Origin of the sequence: Corynebacterium sp. SCR221107, assembly GCF_027886475.1 — a bacterium.
In the GTDB taxonomy this organism is placed as follows: domain Bacteria; phylum Actinomycetota; class Actinomycetes; order Mycobacteriales; family Mycobacteriaceae; genus Corynebacterium.
The window spans coordinates 2,584,807-2,598,005 of the sequence record NZ_CP115670.1 but is presented as its reverse complement, the minus strand read 5'-3'; the positions used below and the strand labels follow the sequence as shown (position 1 = coordinate 2,598,005).

The 13,199-nt window shown below is 64.0% G+C and carries 14 protein-coding genes; 5 read left to right on the top strand and 9 right to left on the bottom strand.

Annotated elements, in window-relative coordinates:
• The first annotated feature begins 297 nt into the window (after positions 1-297).
• Complete coding sequence (locus tag PAB09_RS11365) at positions 298-1,500, top strand: multidrug effflux MFS transporter (RefSeq protein WP_271033758.1); 1,203 nt, start codon at positions 298-300, stop codon at positions 1,498-1,500.
• A gap of 93 nt (positions 1,501-1,593) precedes the next feature.
• Here the strand turns inward: PAB09_RS11365 and cls are convergent, their stop codons facing one another.
• The 4 genes from cls to PAB09_RS11345 all read right to left on the bottom strand — a co-directional run bounded on the left by cls (position 1,594) and on the right by PAB09_RS11345 (position 5,610).
• Positions 1,594-3,090, bottom strand: coding sequence for a cardiolipin synthase (gene cls / locus PAB09_RS11360; RefSeq protein ID WP_271033757.1), 1,497 nt, complete (start codon positions 3,088-3,090; stop codon positions 1,594-1,596).
• Positions 3,091-3,095: 5 nt separating this feature from the next.
• Complete coding sequence (locus tag PAB09_RS11355; RefSeq protein WP_271033756.1) at positions 3,096-3,887, bottom strand: exodeoxyribonuclease III; 792 nt, start codon at positions 3,885-3,887, stop codon at positions 3,096-3,098.
• Between the two features lie 62 nt (positions 3,888-3,949).
• Positions 3,950-4,963: an N-acetylglutamate synthase, CG3035 family gene (locus PAB09_RS11350; protein ID WP_271033755.1), complete on the bottom strand. Its 1,014-nt coding sequence runs from the start codon at positions 4,961-4,963 to the stop codon at positions 3,950-3,952.
• Positions 4,963-5,610, bottom strand: a complete 648-nt coding sequence (locus PAB09_RS11345; protein WP_271033754.1) for a peptide deformylase — start codon at positions 5,608-5,610, stop codon at positions 4,963-4,965. Before PAB09_RS11345 ends, PAB09_RS11350 begins: the two co-directional genes overlap by 1 nt.
• 422 nt (positions 5,611-6,032) lie before the next feature.
• Between PAB09_RS11345 and PAB09_RS11340 the strand changes: the two genes are divergently transcribed.
• The 4 genes from PAB09_RS11340 (at position 6,033) to PAB09_RS11325 (ending at position 8,817) form a co-directional block, all read left to right on the top strand.
• The gene (locus PAB09_RS11340; RefSeq protein ID WP_271033753.1) at positions 6,033-6,272 is read left to right on the top strand and encodes a hypothetical protein; all 240 of its coding nucleotides are present in this window, start codon (positions 6,033-6,035) and stop codon (positions 6,270-6,272) included.
• Positions 6,273-6,424: 152 nt separating this feature from the next.
• A complete protein-coding gene (locus tag PAB09_RS11335) occupies positions 6,425-6,706 on the top strand; it encodes a DUF3263 domain-containing protein (RefSeq protein WP_271033752.1) in 282 nt (93 codons plus the stop codon).
• A 95-nt stretch (positions 6,707-6,801) separates the two neighbouring features.
• Entirely contained in the window at positions 6,802-7,455 is a 654-nt protein-coding gene (locus tag PAB09_RS11330; RefSeq protein WP_442873671.1) for a LytR C-terminal domain-containing protein, read from the top strand.
• Positions 7,456-7,692: 237 nt separating this feature from the next.
• The gene (locus tag PAB09_RS11325; RefSeq protein WP_271033751.1) at positions 7,693-8,817 is read left to right on the top strand and encodes a glutamate--cysteine ligase; all 1,125 of its coding nucleotides are present in this window, start codon (positions 7,693-7,695) and stop codon (positions 8,815-8,817) included.
• Positions 8,818-8,821: 4 nt separating this feature from the next.
• Here the strand turns inward: PAB09_RS11325 and PAB09_RS11320 are convergent, their stop codons facing one another.
• From PAB09_RS11320 to PAB09_RS11300, 5 genes are all read right to left on the bottom strand, one after another.
• Positions 8,822-10,108 (bottom strand): glycosyltransferase 87 family protein, encoded by a 1,287-nt coding sequence (locus PAB09_RS11320; protein ID WP_271033750.1) that lies wholly within the window; start codon positions 10,106-10,108, stop codon positions 8,822-8,824.
• Between the two features lie 145 nt (positions 10,109-10,253).
• Positions 10,254-10,625 carry a monovalent cation/H(+) antiporter subunit G gene (locus tag PAB09_RS11315; protein WP_271033749.1) on the bottom strand — a complete coding sequence of 124 codons (372 nt, stop codon included), beginning with the start codon at positions 10,623-10,625 and terminating at the stop codon, positions 10,254-10,256.
• A complete protein-coding gene (locus PAB09_RS11310; protein ID WP_271033748.1) occupies positions 10,625-10,900 on the bottom strand; it encodes a monovalent cation/H+ antiporter complex subunit F in 276 nt (91 codons plus the stop codon). The genes PAB09_RS11315 and PAB09_RS11310 overlap by 1 nt, the downstream gene beginning before the upstream one ends.
• Positions 10,897-11,409 carry a Na+/H+ antiporter subunit E gene (locus PAB09_RS11305; RefSeq protein ID WP_271033747.1) on the bottom strand — a complete coding sequence of 171 codons (513 nt, stop codon included), beginning with the start codon at positions 11,407-11,409 and terminating at the stop codon, positions 10,897-10,899. The genes PAB09_RS11310 and PAB09_RS11305 overlap by 4 nt, the downstream gene beginning before the upstream one ends.
• On the bottom strand, positions 11,406-13,184 hold the full coding sequence (locus PAB09_RS11300) for a Na+/H+ antiporter subunit D (protein WP_271035382.1): 1,779 nt from the start codon (positions 13,182-13,184) through the stop codon (positions 11,406-11,408). The genes PAB09_RS11305 and PAB09_RS11300 overlap by 4 nt, the downstream gene beginning before the upstream one ends.
• Positions 13,185-13,199 lie beyond the last annotated feature (15 nt).

Genomic DNA, 13,199 nt, shown 5'->3' with positions numbered 1-13,199 from the left:
ACTTATCCCAGCGCTCAAGCGTGAAGAAATTTCCCGTATCCACTGCCAAACCCGCTAGACAGTAACGCTTACGGGTGTGGCTTAGGTTAGCGAAGGCTAAGGCGTGCGCCGTATATTAAGGGATTGTTTTCTAGCGTTTGTGGAAACGCTAGAAAACAATCATGGATTGATCAACAAAGTGGGGGAGTACAATCCCTTGTCGGCGCCGCAACCGATGGCGCCACACGCGCCGTGGCCAGGCAATGCGCTGGCACTAACCCCGGTAATCCGATACCAGAAAGCGGTCGAACATCACTGATGGCCATTAACGAGACCAATTACCAGCCGCAAAAGCTCACCCCGGCTCTGCTGACAGGCCTTGCCCTGTTGTCGGCATCGGGGCCGTTTGCCACCGACATGTACCTCGCGGCGCTGCCACGGGTCGTCGATGACCTCAGCACCACCGCGACGATGGTGCAGCTGACCTTGTCTGGATTCATGGTGGGCATGGCCATCGGCCAGTTGGTCATCGGCGGCCTCTCCGATTCCCTGGGGCGCCGCGGCCTTATGATCGGCGGCGCCGTGCTGGCCTTGGCGGCCTCTATCGTGTGCGCGATGACCCCGTCGATTGGCATCCTGATTGCAGCCCGCCTCGTTCAAGGTCTGGGCTCGGGTGCGTGCGTGGTGCTGGCCAGGACCGTCATCCCGGACCTAGCCAAGGGCGTGGCCGCGGCGAAGGCCTTTACCCTCATGATGATTATCCAAGGCATCGCCCCGGTGCTGGCGCCGGTGCTCGGTGCGCTGTTGGTCGAGCCGATCGGCTGGCGCGGCATCTTCTGGGTGCTCAGCGGCATCTGCGCCCTGCAGCTTCTGGTGGCCGTCTTCCAGGTCAAGGAGTCGCACCCGAAGCACCTTCGCGAGGGAGCATCCTTTTCCAACACGCTGCGTGGCTACCCGTTCGTGCTGAAAAACCGCGGTTTCGTGGGCTACGGCATCGCCTTCTCCTTCATCTTTGCGGTGATGTTTAGCTACATCTCCGCCTCCCCATTCGTCATCCAGCAGCAGCTGGGTTTTAGCCCCACCATGTATTCGGTCATCTTCGCGGTCAACGCCTTGGGCATGATGGCCATGGGTGCGGTCAACAACCGTCTCATGGATCGTCACACCCCTGAGCAGATCATCAAGGTGGCCATCGTGGTCATCGGTGTGGCCGTGGTGCTTTTGGCTCTTGCGGCACAGTTCGCGCTGACGCCGTGGCTGGTGCTTCCGGCATTATTCCTCGTGGTGGCACCGATGCCGATGGTGATGGGCAACGCCACGGCGCTGGCCACCGGGCTGGTGCGCGAGCGCGCCGGCGCTGGTTCTGCCGTGCTGGGCTTTACGCAGTTCTTGCTGGCAGCCATCGTATCCCCGCTGGTAGGCATCGACGCCAACCATGCCGTATCGATGTCCGTGTGCATGATTGTCGCCTTCGTCATCGCCGCAGTAGGACTCGTCGTCGCTTTGAAATCCACGCGTTAACACGCGGTTGTTAAGCCAAGCGGGAGCGCCGTGCGACTGGGGTGCATCTATGAATGCGCCCCGGCAGGTGGCGCACCCGCTTTTTCACGTCAGCTATTGCAGCGCCGAGGTAAGGCGCATGACATTGTCGATATAGCGGCGGGCGTATCCGCGCTTGTTCCACTCCTCCAAGGTCAGTTCGATGGAGCAGGCGCGGTAGGTGTCGGTGACCTCCGAGAGCTGGCGAATGAGGTTTCCGCGGGTGATCATGAGGGACACCTCGTAGTTGAGGCCGAAGCTGCGCATGTCCATATTGGAAGAGCCCACGACGCCCACGGCGGCGTGGCCGGCCTCCGGGTCGGCGAGCATGTACTTGGAGTGCAGCACGGACGGCTTGGGGTACATAAAGATGCGCACGCCTGCCTCCAGCAGTGCTTGATAGTAGGAGGATTGGGCGTGGTGGACCATGAACTGATCCCCCTGCTCGGAGACGTAGAGCTCCACCTCAACCCCGCGATAGCAGGCACTCGTGACGGCCTCGAGCATGGACTCGTCCGGGATGAAGTACGGGGAGCACATCACCAGGCGTTTTTTGGCGTGGTGGATGATCGAATTAAACATCCTCAAGTTCGGCTCGGTGCTATAACCAGGACCGGAGGGAACCAACTGGACGATGTTGGCGGAGGTGTCGTGGGTATCAGGCATCGTGGGGCCCAAGATGTCCTCATCAATCGGCAGCAGCTCGTCGGATTCCAGATACCAGTCCACGGCAAAAACCATGTTCATGGAGGAGACCACTGGGCCGGTGAGCTCGACCATGAGGTCGACCCATTCGCGCCCCACCTTCTGATTGCCCTTTTTCAGGTAGCTGGAGTCGATGAGGTTCTGGGAGCCTAGAAAGCCGCGCTCGCCGTCGATGATGAGCATCTTGCGGTGATTGCGCAGATCGGGGCGTCGGAAGCGCCAGCGCAGCGGCTGCAGCGGCAGCATGAGCTCCCATTTCACGCCGATCGCGTCCAGCCGCTTGCCCAGCTTGAGGTAGCCCGGGTACTTCCAGCTTCCCACCTGGTCAAACAGGAGGCGAACCTCCACGCCGCGCTTGACTGCCCGCTCCATCGCGCGGAAAAAGATCTCCGTGGTTGGGTCCCAAGCTACGATGTAGATCTCAGCATGCACGTATCGGGTGGCCTCGTCGACGGCGCGGACCATTTGCCGGATGGTTTCCCGGTAATCGGTGTAGACGCCGTGACTGGTGGCGGAAACTGCGGGCATGCCCGTCAGCTTGCGGTTGAGCTTGATGAGTGAGGCGATCTCCGGGTTGGAGATGGTGCCGGGCGGAAAGTCCGGCTCGATCGCCTGGACGTCGGTGATGGCGGAATTGGCCTCTTGCTGGATGGCGTGGCGGCGACGATTGATATAAGGGCTGCCCATGAGCAAGAACAGGGGAAGTCCTAAGAAGGGAAGCAACAAGATCGCCAGGAGCCAAGCGGTCGAGGAGCTGGGGCGACGGCCTTCGGGTACGAAACCGATGGCGATGATCTTGACCGTGTAATCGACAATCAGGCCGATCGTCTGCCACGTGCTGAGGTCGAGGCTCCAAGTAAACGACAAGATCTCTAGGCCTTTTCTGGTGATAGGTAGTCCACGATCACTGGCGCATGGTCAGAAGCGCCCTTGCCGGCGCGCTCCTCGACGTCGATGAAGCCTTCTTTGGCCTCCAGCCCGCGGGAAAGCTGGAAATCGATGAGCATGCCCTGGCCGCGTTGGAAGCGAGCGGCCTTGTAGTCCCAGTAGGAGAATCCTTCGAAGGGACTGGTCACGCGAAGGCCTGCGTCAAGCAAGGCCTCGAATGCCTGACGTTCTGGTTCGGTGACGTGGGTGGCGCCATCGAAGGCGCGGATGTCCCACACGTGCTCGTCGCGCGGCGCGATGTTGAAATCCCCCAGCAACACCATCGCCGGGTCGACGTTGTGTTCCGCGGTGACCTCCACATAACGGGCGAGGGAGTAGAGCCAGCGCAGCTTGTAGTCGTAGTGCGGATCGGCGATCTCGCGCCCGTTGGGCACGTACAGGCTCCATATGCGCACCCCGCCGCAGGTAGCGCCCAAGGCGCGCGCCTCGATGGCTTGGTCCGCGTCGGGATCCTTATTGAAACCGGGCTGACCTGGGAAGGATGTGGCAACATCCTCGATTCCGACGCGGGAGATGATGGCCACGCCGTTCCACTGGTTGAGGCCGAAGTGGGCGACCTCATAGCCCAATTTCTCAAAAGTGGCAAAGGGAAACTGGTCATCGCGGCACTTCGTTTCCTGTACCGCAAGCACGTCAACATCGTGGCGCGTAAGAAATGCTTCGACGCGTTCGACGCGAGTTCTGATCGAATTGACGTTCCAGTTCACAATGCGCATGCGTTACAGATTACCTTTCATGGCCCATTCATCTCGGCATCGCTGGCACCCCCGCGCGGACGCTAGGTGGTGATCGTTGCGTAGCGGTGCCGATGGTGCTCGATAAAGCCCAGCTTCTCATAGAGGCCGATGCCAGCGGAATTACTGGCGATGACCTGGAGATACGCGGTGGTCGCACCGCAGGCAGCGCCCCAGGACAACATGTGGATGCCTAATTGGGTCCCGTAACCTTGGCGTCGGAAAGCGTGCGCAACCTCGACCGCGGAATACCCCAAATACTGCCTGCTGCCTGCGGAGGTAATCGTGCCGCGGGTAATTGCGATGGTCTCGCCTGTCTCATCGACCAGGCGGCCGAAGCCCATCTGGCCATTGATGCGCTCGCGAAGCAGGTTCAGCGCGTGCTCCGGCAGCGGTTTGCCGCGGAAGTGATAGAGGCCGAGCCAGGCGCGATCCGGCTGCTCATCGATGCGAAACTCCGCGCGCTCATCGGGTGTGGGCAAGTCGGTGAGCTCGCGGGTCATCACGATGATCTCCGGGCCCAGCTCCCAGCCGTGATCCTTGGCTAGCTGCTCGGCCTGCTTGCCGATGCGCTCCGGGATGAGCACCCTCGGCGGCAGCTTGTGGCGGGCGTAGAACGCCTTAATCTCGGCCACCGGCACCGGCGTAAACACCGCCGAGCGGCCCAGCGGCGCGGCCGAATTGGAACGCTCCGTAATGCCATCGCCGGCGCGCAGCAGCCACTGGCCATCGCTGGCCCAGGTGTGCTCGATGCCGGGGAAGGCCTCCGAATAGGCGAGTTCGATGTCGCGGATCTCCGAGTTACGCACCCGCCGCGGGCTGAGCTTTTTGACCACGTAGACCTGAGCGCGTGGGATCCGGACCTCGGCCAGCGCGGAGGGGAAGCCGCCGACGGCCTGCGGGCGCACCACCAGCTCCTTTTCGTTGAGGTCGACGACGTGGCCGATGACATCGGAGTGCTGGCCGTCGATCACGCGGCGGATGACCACCCGCTCGCCGGGGTGGACATCATCGGAGCGAAAGATGCGCGACCGGGGAGAGGCGGGGTGTTGTTCCATTAACTTTCCTGCGGGTGCTCGCCGGCAGACTCGACCTCGTCGTGGCCGAAGGGATCCGGATCCACACCCGGCAGCCAGGTCAACCCGGCCTCGGTCCAGCCGTTGCGGCGCACGGCCTTCTTGGCGGCGCGCTTCCAGCGACCCTGGAGCACGTCGGCGTAGACGAAGCCGTCCAGATGGCCGACCTCGTGCTGCAGGCAGCGGGCGAAGAAGCCGTAGCCCTCCACGGAGACCTCGTTGCCGTTTTCGTCGAGGCCGACAACGCGCGCCCAGTCGGCGCGGGAGGTGGGAAAGCCCAGGCCGGGCAGGGACAGGCAGCCTTCCTCGTCGGAGCCGTCGACGCGGGGCATGGTCTCTGGGATCTCGGAGGTTTCCAGCACCGGGTTGATGACGCAGCCGCGGCGGATGACCTGCTGGTCTTCGGGCAGCGGCTCGCCGTTCGGGCCCTCGACATCGGGGCAACTGAACACGAACAGGCGCTTATTCACGCCGACCTGGTTGGCGGCTAGGCCCACGCCGTTGGCGACGTCCATGGTCTCGTACATGTCGTCGATGAGCTCGCGCAGCTCGGAAACCGGCTCGGTGACGGGTTCGGTGGGATTGTGCAGTACTGGGTCGCCGTAAATGACGATGGGACGAACGGTCATAATGACAGTGTAAGCACCGCGCTTGCTTTCCGACGACCACGGTGCCCGACTTAAACAGAATAGGCACGACAGCGGTGCGCATGAGCGTGTCTATTCCCGCCTCACACGAACGCGAGCGGCGCAAAGGCGATGAGTTTGGCGCCGCTATGATGCCGCTCGCTGAGGCAGCCAGGGCTCGTCTTTCGTCGGCACCTCCCGTAATCGCTGGGGCGACCTACTGCAGATTCGTCGGTAAGCCACACTGTGGGATGAAAGACATCGTGGCAGCGAGCCTGCCTAGCATTTTCCGTCCCATCGCAGGCAATGCGTCAGCTGCTACACCAGCGCCACACAGCTAAGCGAACTGCTTGCCCGTTGATACGAAGAATGCGCGCTCTACTTCTGGCCGGGTGAGGTCGATGGTGCATTGACCTCACCCAGTAGTGAGAAAGGGCCCGTCCGATCATCAGCGCATCGCACCCCTGCCGCCCGAGGCCGTGCTGCGCGAGATTCCCGTCATCGGGGCCGTCACCGCCACCACACTGATTTCCCAAAAGACGCTGCACATCCACCCGATCTACGACTCCGGGGTCATCGGGGTGACCGCCGGAAAACCAACGGGACACCACCTGCCCCGCTGCCCCGGCATCTGGCCGAGGACTGGGAGTGGGTCACCGCCTTAGATGAGCTACGTCGGCAGACGGGGCTGCCTGCATCGATTCCTAGGCTCTGCGTCTTTGGTGTCATCGCCTGAATTAAAGGTGGTGCGCTCGGGAGGCCGTAGGCGACGACAAGCGACCAGGGTTGGGCTGGGCGGTGCTCTAAGCTGAAAGCCATGACCGATGCCCGCCACCTTGATGACAGCTCGGAGCTGGCCTCCGCTGTGGAAGACCGGCTTAGCGCGCTGCAGTTGCTGCGATTCGAGAAGCACGCCCCGCGTGCGCTCGGTGCGAAGGAAGACCTCATCCGCGCCGAATTGGGAATCTCGCCGATTCGTTATTATCAAAAGCTCAACAAGGCCATCGATGACCCGATGGCGATGGAGCAATTTCCCCACCTCACGGCCAGGTTGCGCAGGTTGCGAGATTCGCGGGAAAACCGGGGCGTGGACTCGTAACGCTACATTGCGCTGGGTAAAGCGTGCGCGCCCTAAACAAAAAGACAATGGGATGCTTGAGGTGGCGCAGCGCGAAACCATGGCGGCGACCCACTATGATAACCAGTGTGACTGATGTGACTGACCAAAATCCTGAACAGACTCCGGACCAGGCTCAGGGTCTGCCCCTGCGCGGGATGGCGATGATCTTAATCGCCGTCGCCTTGTTGCTGGCCGCATGGGGTGCCTACTCCATGACTCGTGATGACAACGCCCAGGACGTGACCGTCAACGCCACCAATACCCCGGCCGCAGCCACCCCGGCCGCCGGGCAGCAGGCTACGGGCAGTGCATCAGCCCCGGCCACAGCGCCTAGCGCCGCGGCCGCTTCGGCAGGAAGCACTGACGGCGCGGCGGCGTCGGCAAGCCCGGCTGCGGCCGCCCCGAACGCCACCGCCGGCCAGGCCAGCGACTACACCACCGTCCACGTGCTCAATAACTCCACCGTCCAAGGTTTGGCGGCCGATGTGGCAGACCAGCTCAAGGCGAAGGGGTTCACCCCGGGCGAGGTCGGCAACTACGCCGACGACGTGGTCCCGGAAAACACCGTGTACTTCCCGGCGGGCAACGCCGCCGCCGAGCAGGCCGCCCGTGAACTGGCCGACCGCGTCGGTGGCGTTGCCGCTGTCCGCCCGGACGACCTGCCCGCGGGCACCGATTCGCCGAACTCCCTCGTGCTGGTCCTGGCGACCGAAACCACCGTCAACTAGGCAGGATCGGCATCGCACAGGTGTCGGCCGCGCCACGCACATTCGATACGCGCTGAATTTAATTGCGCACTCGTCGAGGGTTTTGCCCACGGCCTCTCGTTCGATGCTGAGCGGGTGGCCTAAAGTTCTCTTTTGAGGGTATAGCTCAAGGCCACTGACATGCGGCTCGGGGTTATGCTCATCACTGGTTTTGTCGGTTCATAACGCCCGTTCGTCCCGCACCCAAAGGTGGTCCCCATGACCCAGCCGTTTAACGCATCCGCCAACCCCACCGTGGGAGTGGAGTGGGAAATCGCGCTCATCGACCCGCAGACCAGGGACCTCGTCCCGCGCGCGGGGGAGGTCCTTTCCGAGGTGGCAACCACCCACCCCGACCTGCACTTCGAGCGGGAGTTCCTGGCCAACACGATCGAGCTGGTGACCCCCGTGTGCCACAACGCCGGCGAGGCAACCGCCTACCTTGAGACCTGCATCGACGCGCTGCGCCCCGTCGTGGAGGAAAAGGGCCTGCGCCTGTGGGCCTCCGGCTCGCACCCCTTCTCCGATTTCCGCACCCAGCCGGTCAGCGAGAAGGGACACTACAAGGAGATCATCGAGCGCACCCAGTACTGGGGCAACCAGATGCTCATCTGGGGCATCCACGTCCACGTCGGCGTCTCCGACAAGGACCGGGTCTGGCCGATCATCAACGCGATGCTGACCATGTATCCGCACCTGTTGGCGCTGTCGGCCTCCTCGCCGGGCTGGGACGGCATCGACACCGGCTATGCCTCCAACCGCACCATGCTCTACCAGCAGCTTCCCACCGCAGGCCTGCCCTACCAGTTTGACAACTGGCAGCAGTGGGAGTCCTACATGCGCGACCAGGACATCTCAGGGGTCATCAACCACACCGGCAGCATGCACTTCGATATCCGCCCCGCCGGCAAGTGGGGCACCATCGAGGTGCGCGTCTCCGATGCCACCAGCAACCTTCGCGAGCTCTCGGCCATCGTGGCGCTGACACACCTGCTCGTGGTGTACTTCGACCGCATGATCGATGCGGGCGAGCCCCTGCCTACCCTGCAGGACTGGCACGTGGCCGAAAATAAGTGGCGCGCGGCTCGCTACGGCCTCGAGGCCATCGTCATTACCTCCCGCGCCACCGATGAGCGCCTGGTCACCGAGGATCTCAAGGACTGGCTGGACAAGCTTGCGCCGCTGGCGGCCGAATTCGGCTGCGAGAAAGAGCTGGCGCGCGTCAACGAGATCATCGCCCGCGGCGCGGGCTATCAGCGCCAGCGCTCGATCTATCGCGAGACCGGCTCCTGGGAGGATGCGGTGGATGCCACCTGCCAGGAAATGGATGAGCTGCTGCCTTAAAAACTCACACGGCCCCGGCCACGGCGGAGGCTGCGGCCGCCTGCGTACCGCGGCGAAGTGCGGCGCGGGCGACGTCGGCAAGCACATAGCCGACCAACAGCACCACGCCGACGCCGACGAACAGCGCGTTGCGTGGGTCGGTGGGGGTCTGCGCATGCGCGAAGAAACTCCAGTCGGGGGATAGCGCCGCGGTCACCTGCGGCAACGCCACCACCGCGCACACCCCAAGGGCCAAAAGCCCCACCAGCTGAGACAACCCGCGCGCAAGCGGGGATAATGCCGTGCCCGATACCACCCCGGTCCCCGCACGCCCCAGCACCGCGTTGCCCAGCCCATCGAGGCTAAGCAGCAAGGACACCAGCACCGGCACCAGCCACACCCAATGGTGGAACCACGTAAAAGGCGAGACCAGGCACGCACCTATGCCACCTAGCCCCAGCGCCCACCCGGGGCTGTGATTGCGCCGGGCTGCGCGCGCAGCCGACCACACCAAGGCCACCGTCACGGCCACGGCCAGCAGCCACACCAGCTGGCTGGGCTGCTCGAAAACCCGTGTGAGCACCGACAACAGCGACTGCGCGCCGGGATTATCGTGGGTGCCCACCCGCGAGGAATCGGAGATCGCCTGGGTCCAAAACTGCCCCGCATCCGGGATGGTGGCAAAGCCGATGCCCACCGTGATGAGGAAGGTCACCACAGCGACGGCGGCGGCGAGGTAGCGGCCCTGGGCGAGAAAGACCACGATGAAAAACGCAGGTGTGAGCTTCATGCCGGCGGCAAGCCCCACGCCCACCCCGCCGAAGGTGCGCCGGGGCAAGAAATCCAGCGCCACCAACGCCATGAGCACCACGTTGATCTGACCGAAATAGAAGCTGCCGTGAATGGAATCGAGTCCGAATGAGGCAACGGCCAGGCCCACCGCCAGTGCCCAGGTGCCCATGCTGGCCCGCAGCGTGGTGTGCATGGTGGCCGCGATCACCCACACCAGGGCGAGGAAATTGAGCACCTGCCACAACCAGGTCGCAGCCTGGCTCGGTACGGACGTGAAAAGCTCGAAGAAGGCCCCGGCGAACGGCGGGTAGGTAAAGGGCAGCCCGGGGATGAAGTCGCCGGCGTACAACTGCCCGCCCTCGGCCAGGTGCTGCCCGGCCAGCCGGTAGACCTGGAGGTCGACCGGCTCGGGCTGGAAGACGCGCTGGGAGGCATCGAGGCTGAATTCCTTGACGAGGACGAGGGCCGCGAATAGCCAGGCGATGATTAACAAGGTGGGCAGGCTTCGGCAAGTACGCACGGTGGCCATCTTAGGGGCTTAGCCGCCACCGTGGGGGCCGGGGCGCGGGAAGCGTGCGCACCGCCGTGCCCCCGCACCCCCAACGCCGAACCTAAGCGAGCACGTGCAAGCTCAAGCAAGCACGAGCAAGCACTGCCCGCGCTGCCTAGCGCTTGCGCTTGACGGCGCGCTGGGCCGGTGCCTCGTTGACGCTGAGGTGATCCGGCGGGCCGTAGAGCCCCTCGCGGCGGCTGACACGGCCGACGCGCTGGCCGGTGACGGGCCCGGTCATCAGCGCGAACAAAACGAGCAGCACGAGGATGCCGAGGTCGCCGCGGTGGGCGATGTTGAAGTCGGGCGAGCCGATCACCCGGATGATGGCGCCGATGACGGTGAGGATGAGACCCACCGTCTGCGGCTTGGTGATGGCGTGGACGCGCGAAAGGGAGTCCTTGAAGCGCACCAGCCCGATGGAGGCCGAGAGCACGAAGAGGGCGCCGAGCCCGATGAAGATGAGGGATAAGACGTCGGTGAGCATCAGGCATCGTCTCGCTTCCTAAAGCGCGCCACCGAGACGGTGGAGATGAATCCCAGCATCGCCACGACCAGCATGGCGTAGGACACGGAGGTATCCAGCGTCCAGCAGATATAGGTGGCCAGCGCGCATTGGATCATCGCCGAGAGCCCGTCCATGCCCAGCAAGCGGTCGATGGAGTTCGGTCCGGCGAGGATGCGGTAGTTGGTAAGGATGAAGGACACCGCGAAGACGCAGGCGATGACCAGGAGGACGGTGTTATAGACCTCTGGGTTCACTGGGCTCCCCTTTCGAAGGCGGCGATGAGTCTTTTCTCCAGCATGGCGACCGCTGCCCGGGCCTGGTCGATCTCCGATTGGGATTCGGCCTTGAGCAGGTGCACGGTCCATTCGCGGTTGCCCACGTCGATGTCGGTCACCGTGCCGCCGGGCTGCAGGTTATACAAGGTGGTGCCGAAGGCGAGGATGAGTTCGGATTCCACGCGCATCGGCACGGTGATGATGGCGGTGGTCGGTGGGGCGGCCGGGCGCAGGGAGATCCAGGCCACCGCGAAGGCGCCGTGGATAAGCCCGAGCAGCCAGTACCACAGGAGCACCATGAGTGGCCCGGGGTGGATGCAGATATTGCCGCTGGGGATCGCCGGCAGCGGCAGCAGCAGGGAGACACCCAGACCGACGATGAGCCCGGCGAGCACGTTGCCCACGCTGAGTTCGCCCTGCAGCGCCACCCACATAACGACCGCCCACGCGGTGAAGTAGGGGCGAAAGCGCCTCTTGAGTCCGCTCATTCGCTTTCCTCCTTGGTGCCTGCGTCAGTGTCGTCCGTGCCGGTAGCGCTGTCGGTTTCAATCGTGCGTGCCGACGTCGGGGTGGTCGTTGTGCTCGCGGCGTCTTGGAGGTTGCGGCCCGGCAGGGAGTCGGACACTTCCGCGTTGGACTCCTGGTCGAGCGTGCGGGTGGGGTCGAGGTCGTCGCCATAGCGCCCCGAGCCGAGCACCGCGTCCTGGTAGGTGCTGGTGTCCTGGACGGAGTTGGCCGCCCTGGTGGTCACGGCGCTGACGGGGCCTGCGACTACCGTCAGCCCCAGGGAACAAGCCACCAGCACGGAGGTGGCGGCGACCATGCCCGCGGGCGGGCGGCCGACGTCGGCACGCTCGGCGATGGTCGTCTCCTCCGTGACATCGGATAACACGGTGGGGCGCACGATGGCGGTATTGCCCTCGGGCGCATCCGCGCGGTCGCGCCAGAAGGCCTTCGACCACACCACGACCATCGTGTACAGCGTCAGCAGGGAGGTGATCACCGCACCGCCGATGAGCAGCCAGGACAGCGTCCCGCCCTGCTCGGCGGCGGCCTCGAGCACGATGACCTTGCCCAGGAAACCGGAAAACGGTGGGATGCCGCCTAGGTTCATGGCCGGGAACATGTAGAGCACGCCGAGCAGCGGGAAGGACTTGGCCAGCGAGCCCAGCCGGCGCAGGGAGGAGGAGCCAGCCTGGCGTTCGATGAGTCCGACCACCAGGAACAGGGCGGTCTGGACCAGGATGTGGTGGATGGCGTAGAAGATGGCCCCCGACAGTCCCTGGGCGGTGCCTAGGGCCACGCCTAAGATCATGTAGCCGATGTGGCTGACGAGGGTGAAGCTGAGCAGACGCTTGATGTCATTTTGTGCCATCGCGCCCAAGATGCCCACCAGCATGGTTGCCAGCGCCACCCACATGAGCAGGGTATCGAGGGAGCCGTCGGTGAACACGACGGTGCGCATCCGGATGATGGAGTACACGCCCACCTTGGTCAAAAGGCCCGCGAACACCGCGGTGACCAGCGAGGGGGCGGTGGGGTAGGAGTCCGGCAGCCAGCTATCGAGCGGGAAGACCGCGGCCTTGATGCCGAAGGCGACCAAGAGTACGGCGAAGATCATGGCCTGGGTGCCCGCGGGCACGTCGGCCATGCGCTGGGAGATGTGCGCCATGTTCAAGGTGCCCACCGAGGCGTAGATGAGCGCGAGCGCGAGCACGAACACCATGGAGGAGATCATGGAGACCATCACATAGGACACGCCCGCGCGCACCCGGGCCTCGGAGGCGGACAGGGTCAGCAGCACGTAGGAGGCCACGAGGAAGATCTCGAAGCCGACGTAGAGGTTGAACAGGTCGCCGGAGAGGAAGGAAACGTTAATGCCCATCGACAAAAGCAGGTAGGTGGGCAAGAACACGGACACCGGGTCGTCCTCGTCGCCGTCGCGCAGGCCCTGGCCGATGGCGTACCACATGACGCAAAACAGCACGAGCGAGCTCACGGCCAGCATGAGGGTGGACAAACGGTCGGCCACCAGGGTGATACCCACCGGGGCGTCCCAGCCGCCGACCTGGAGGGTCTGGATGCCTTCCTGATCGACCAATAAGACGAGGGTGATCGACAAGATGATCTGCACGAACAGCACCCCGATGGTGACGATCCGCTGCAGGCTGGGGCGCTTGTAGGCCACCAGCGCAGCGGCCGCGCCGAGGGCGGGCAGGATGATCGGCAGCGGAACCATCGTAGGCAGCCAGGATACGAGCATGGTGTAGAGGTCGCC

Excerpts from the sequence above, each read along its gene's own strand:
- PAB09_RS11300 (WP_271035382.1), bottom strand. The coding sequence starts at position 13,184 with ATGCTCGTATCCTGGCTGCCTACGATGGTTCCGCTGCCGATCATCCTG.
- PAB09_RS11325 (WP_271033751.1), top strand. The coding sequence starts at position 7,693 with ATGACCCAGCCGTTTAACGCATCCGCCAACCCCACCGTGGGAGTGGAG.
- PAB09_RS11345 (WP_271033754.1), bottom strand. The coding sequence starts at position 5,610 with ATGACCGTTCGTCCCATCGTCATTTACGGCGACCCAGTACTGCACAAT.
- PAB09_RS11305 (WP_271033747.1), bottom strand. The coding sequence starts at position 11,409 with ATGAGCGGACTCAAGAGGCGCTTTCGCCCCTACTTCACCGCGTGGGCG.
- PAB09_RS11315 (WP_271033749.1), bottom strand. The coding sequence starts at position 10,625 with ATGCTCACCGACGTCTTATCCCTCATCTTCATCGGGCTCGGCGCCCTC.
- PAB09_RS11365 (WP_271033758.1), top strand. The coding sequence starts at position 298 with ATGGCCATTAACGAGACCAATTACCAGCCGCAAAAGCTCACCCCGGCT.
- PAB09_RS11335 (WP_271033752.1), top strand. The coding sequence starts at position 6,425 with ATGACCGATGCCCGCCACCTTGATGACAGCTCGGAGCTGGCCTCCGCT.
- PAB09_RS11355 (WP_271033756.1), bottom strand. The coding sequence starts at position 3,887 with ATGCGCATTGTGAACTGGAACGTCAATTCGATCAGAACTCGCGTCGAA.
- PAB09_RS11330 (WP_442873671.1), top strand. The coding sequence starts at position 6,802 with ATGATAACCAGTGTGACTGATGTGACTGACCAAAATCCTGAACAGACT.
- PAB09_RS11350 (WP_271033755.1), bottom strand. The coding sequence starts at position 4,963 with ATGGAACAACACCCCGCCTCTCCCCGGTCGCGCATCTTTCGCTCCGAT.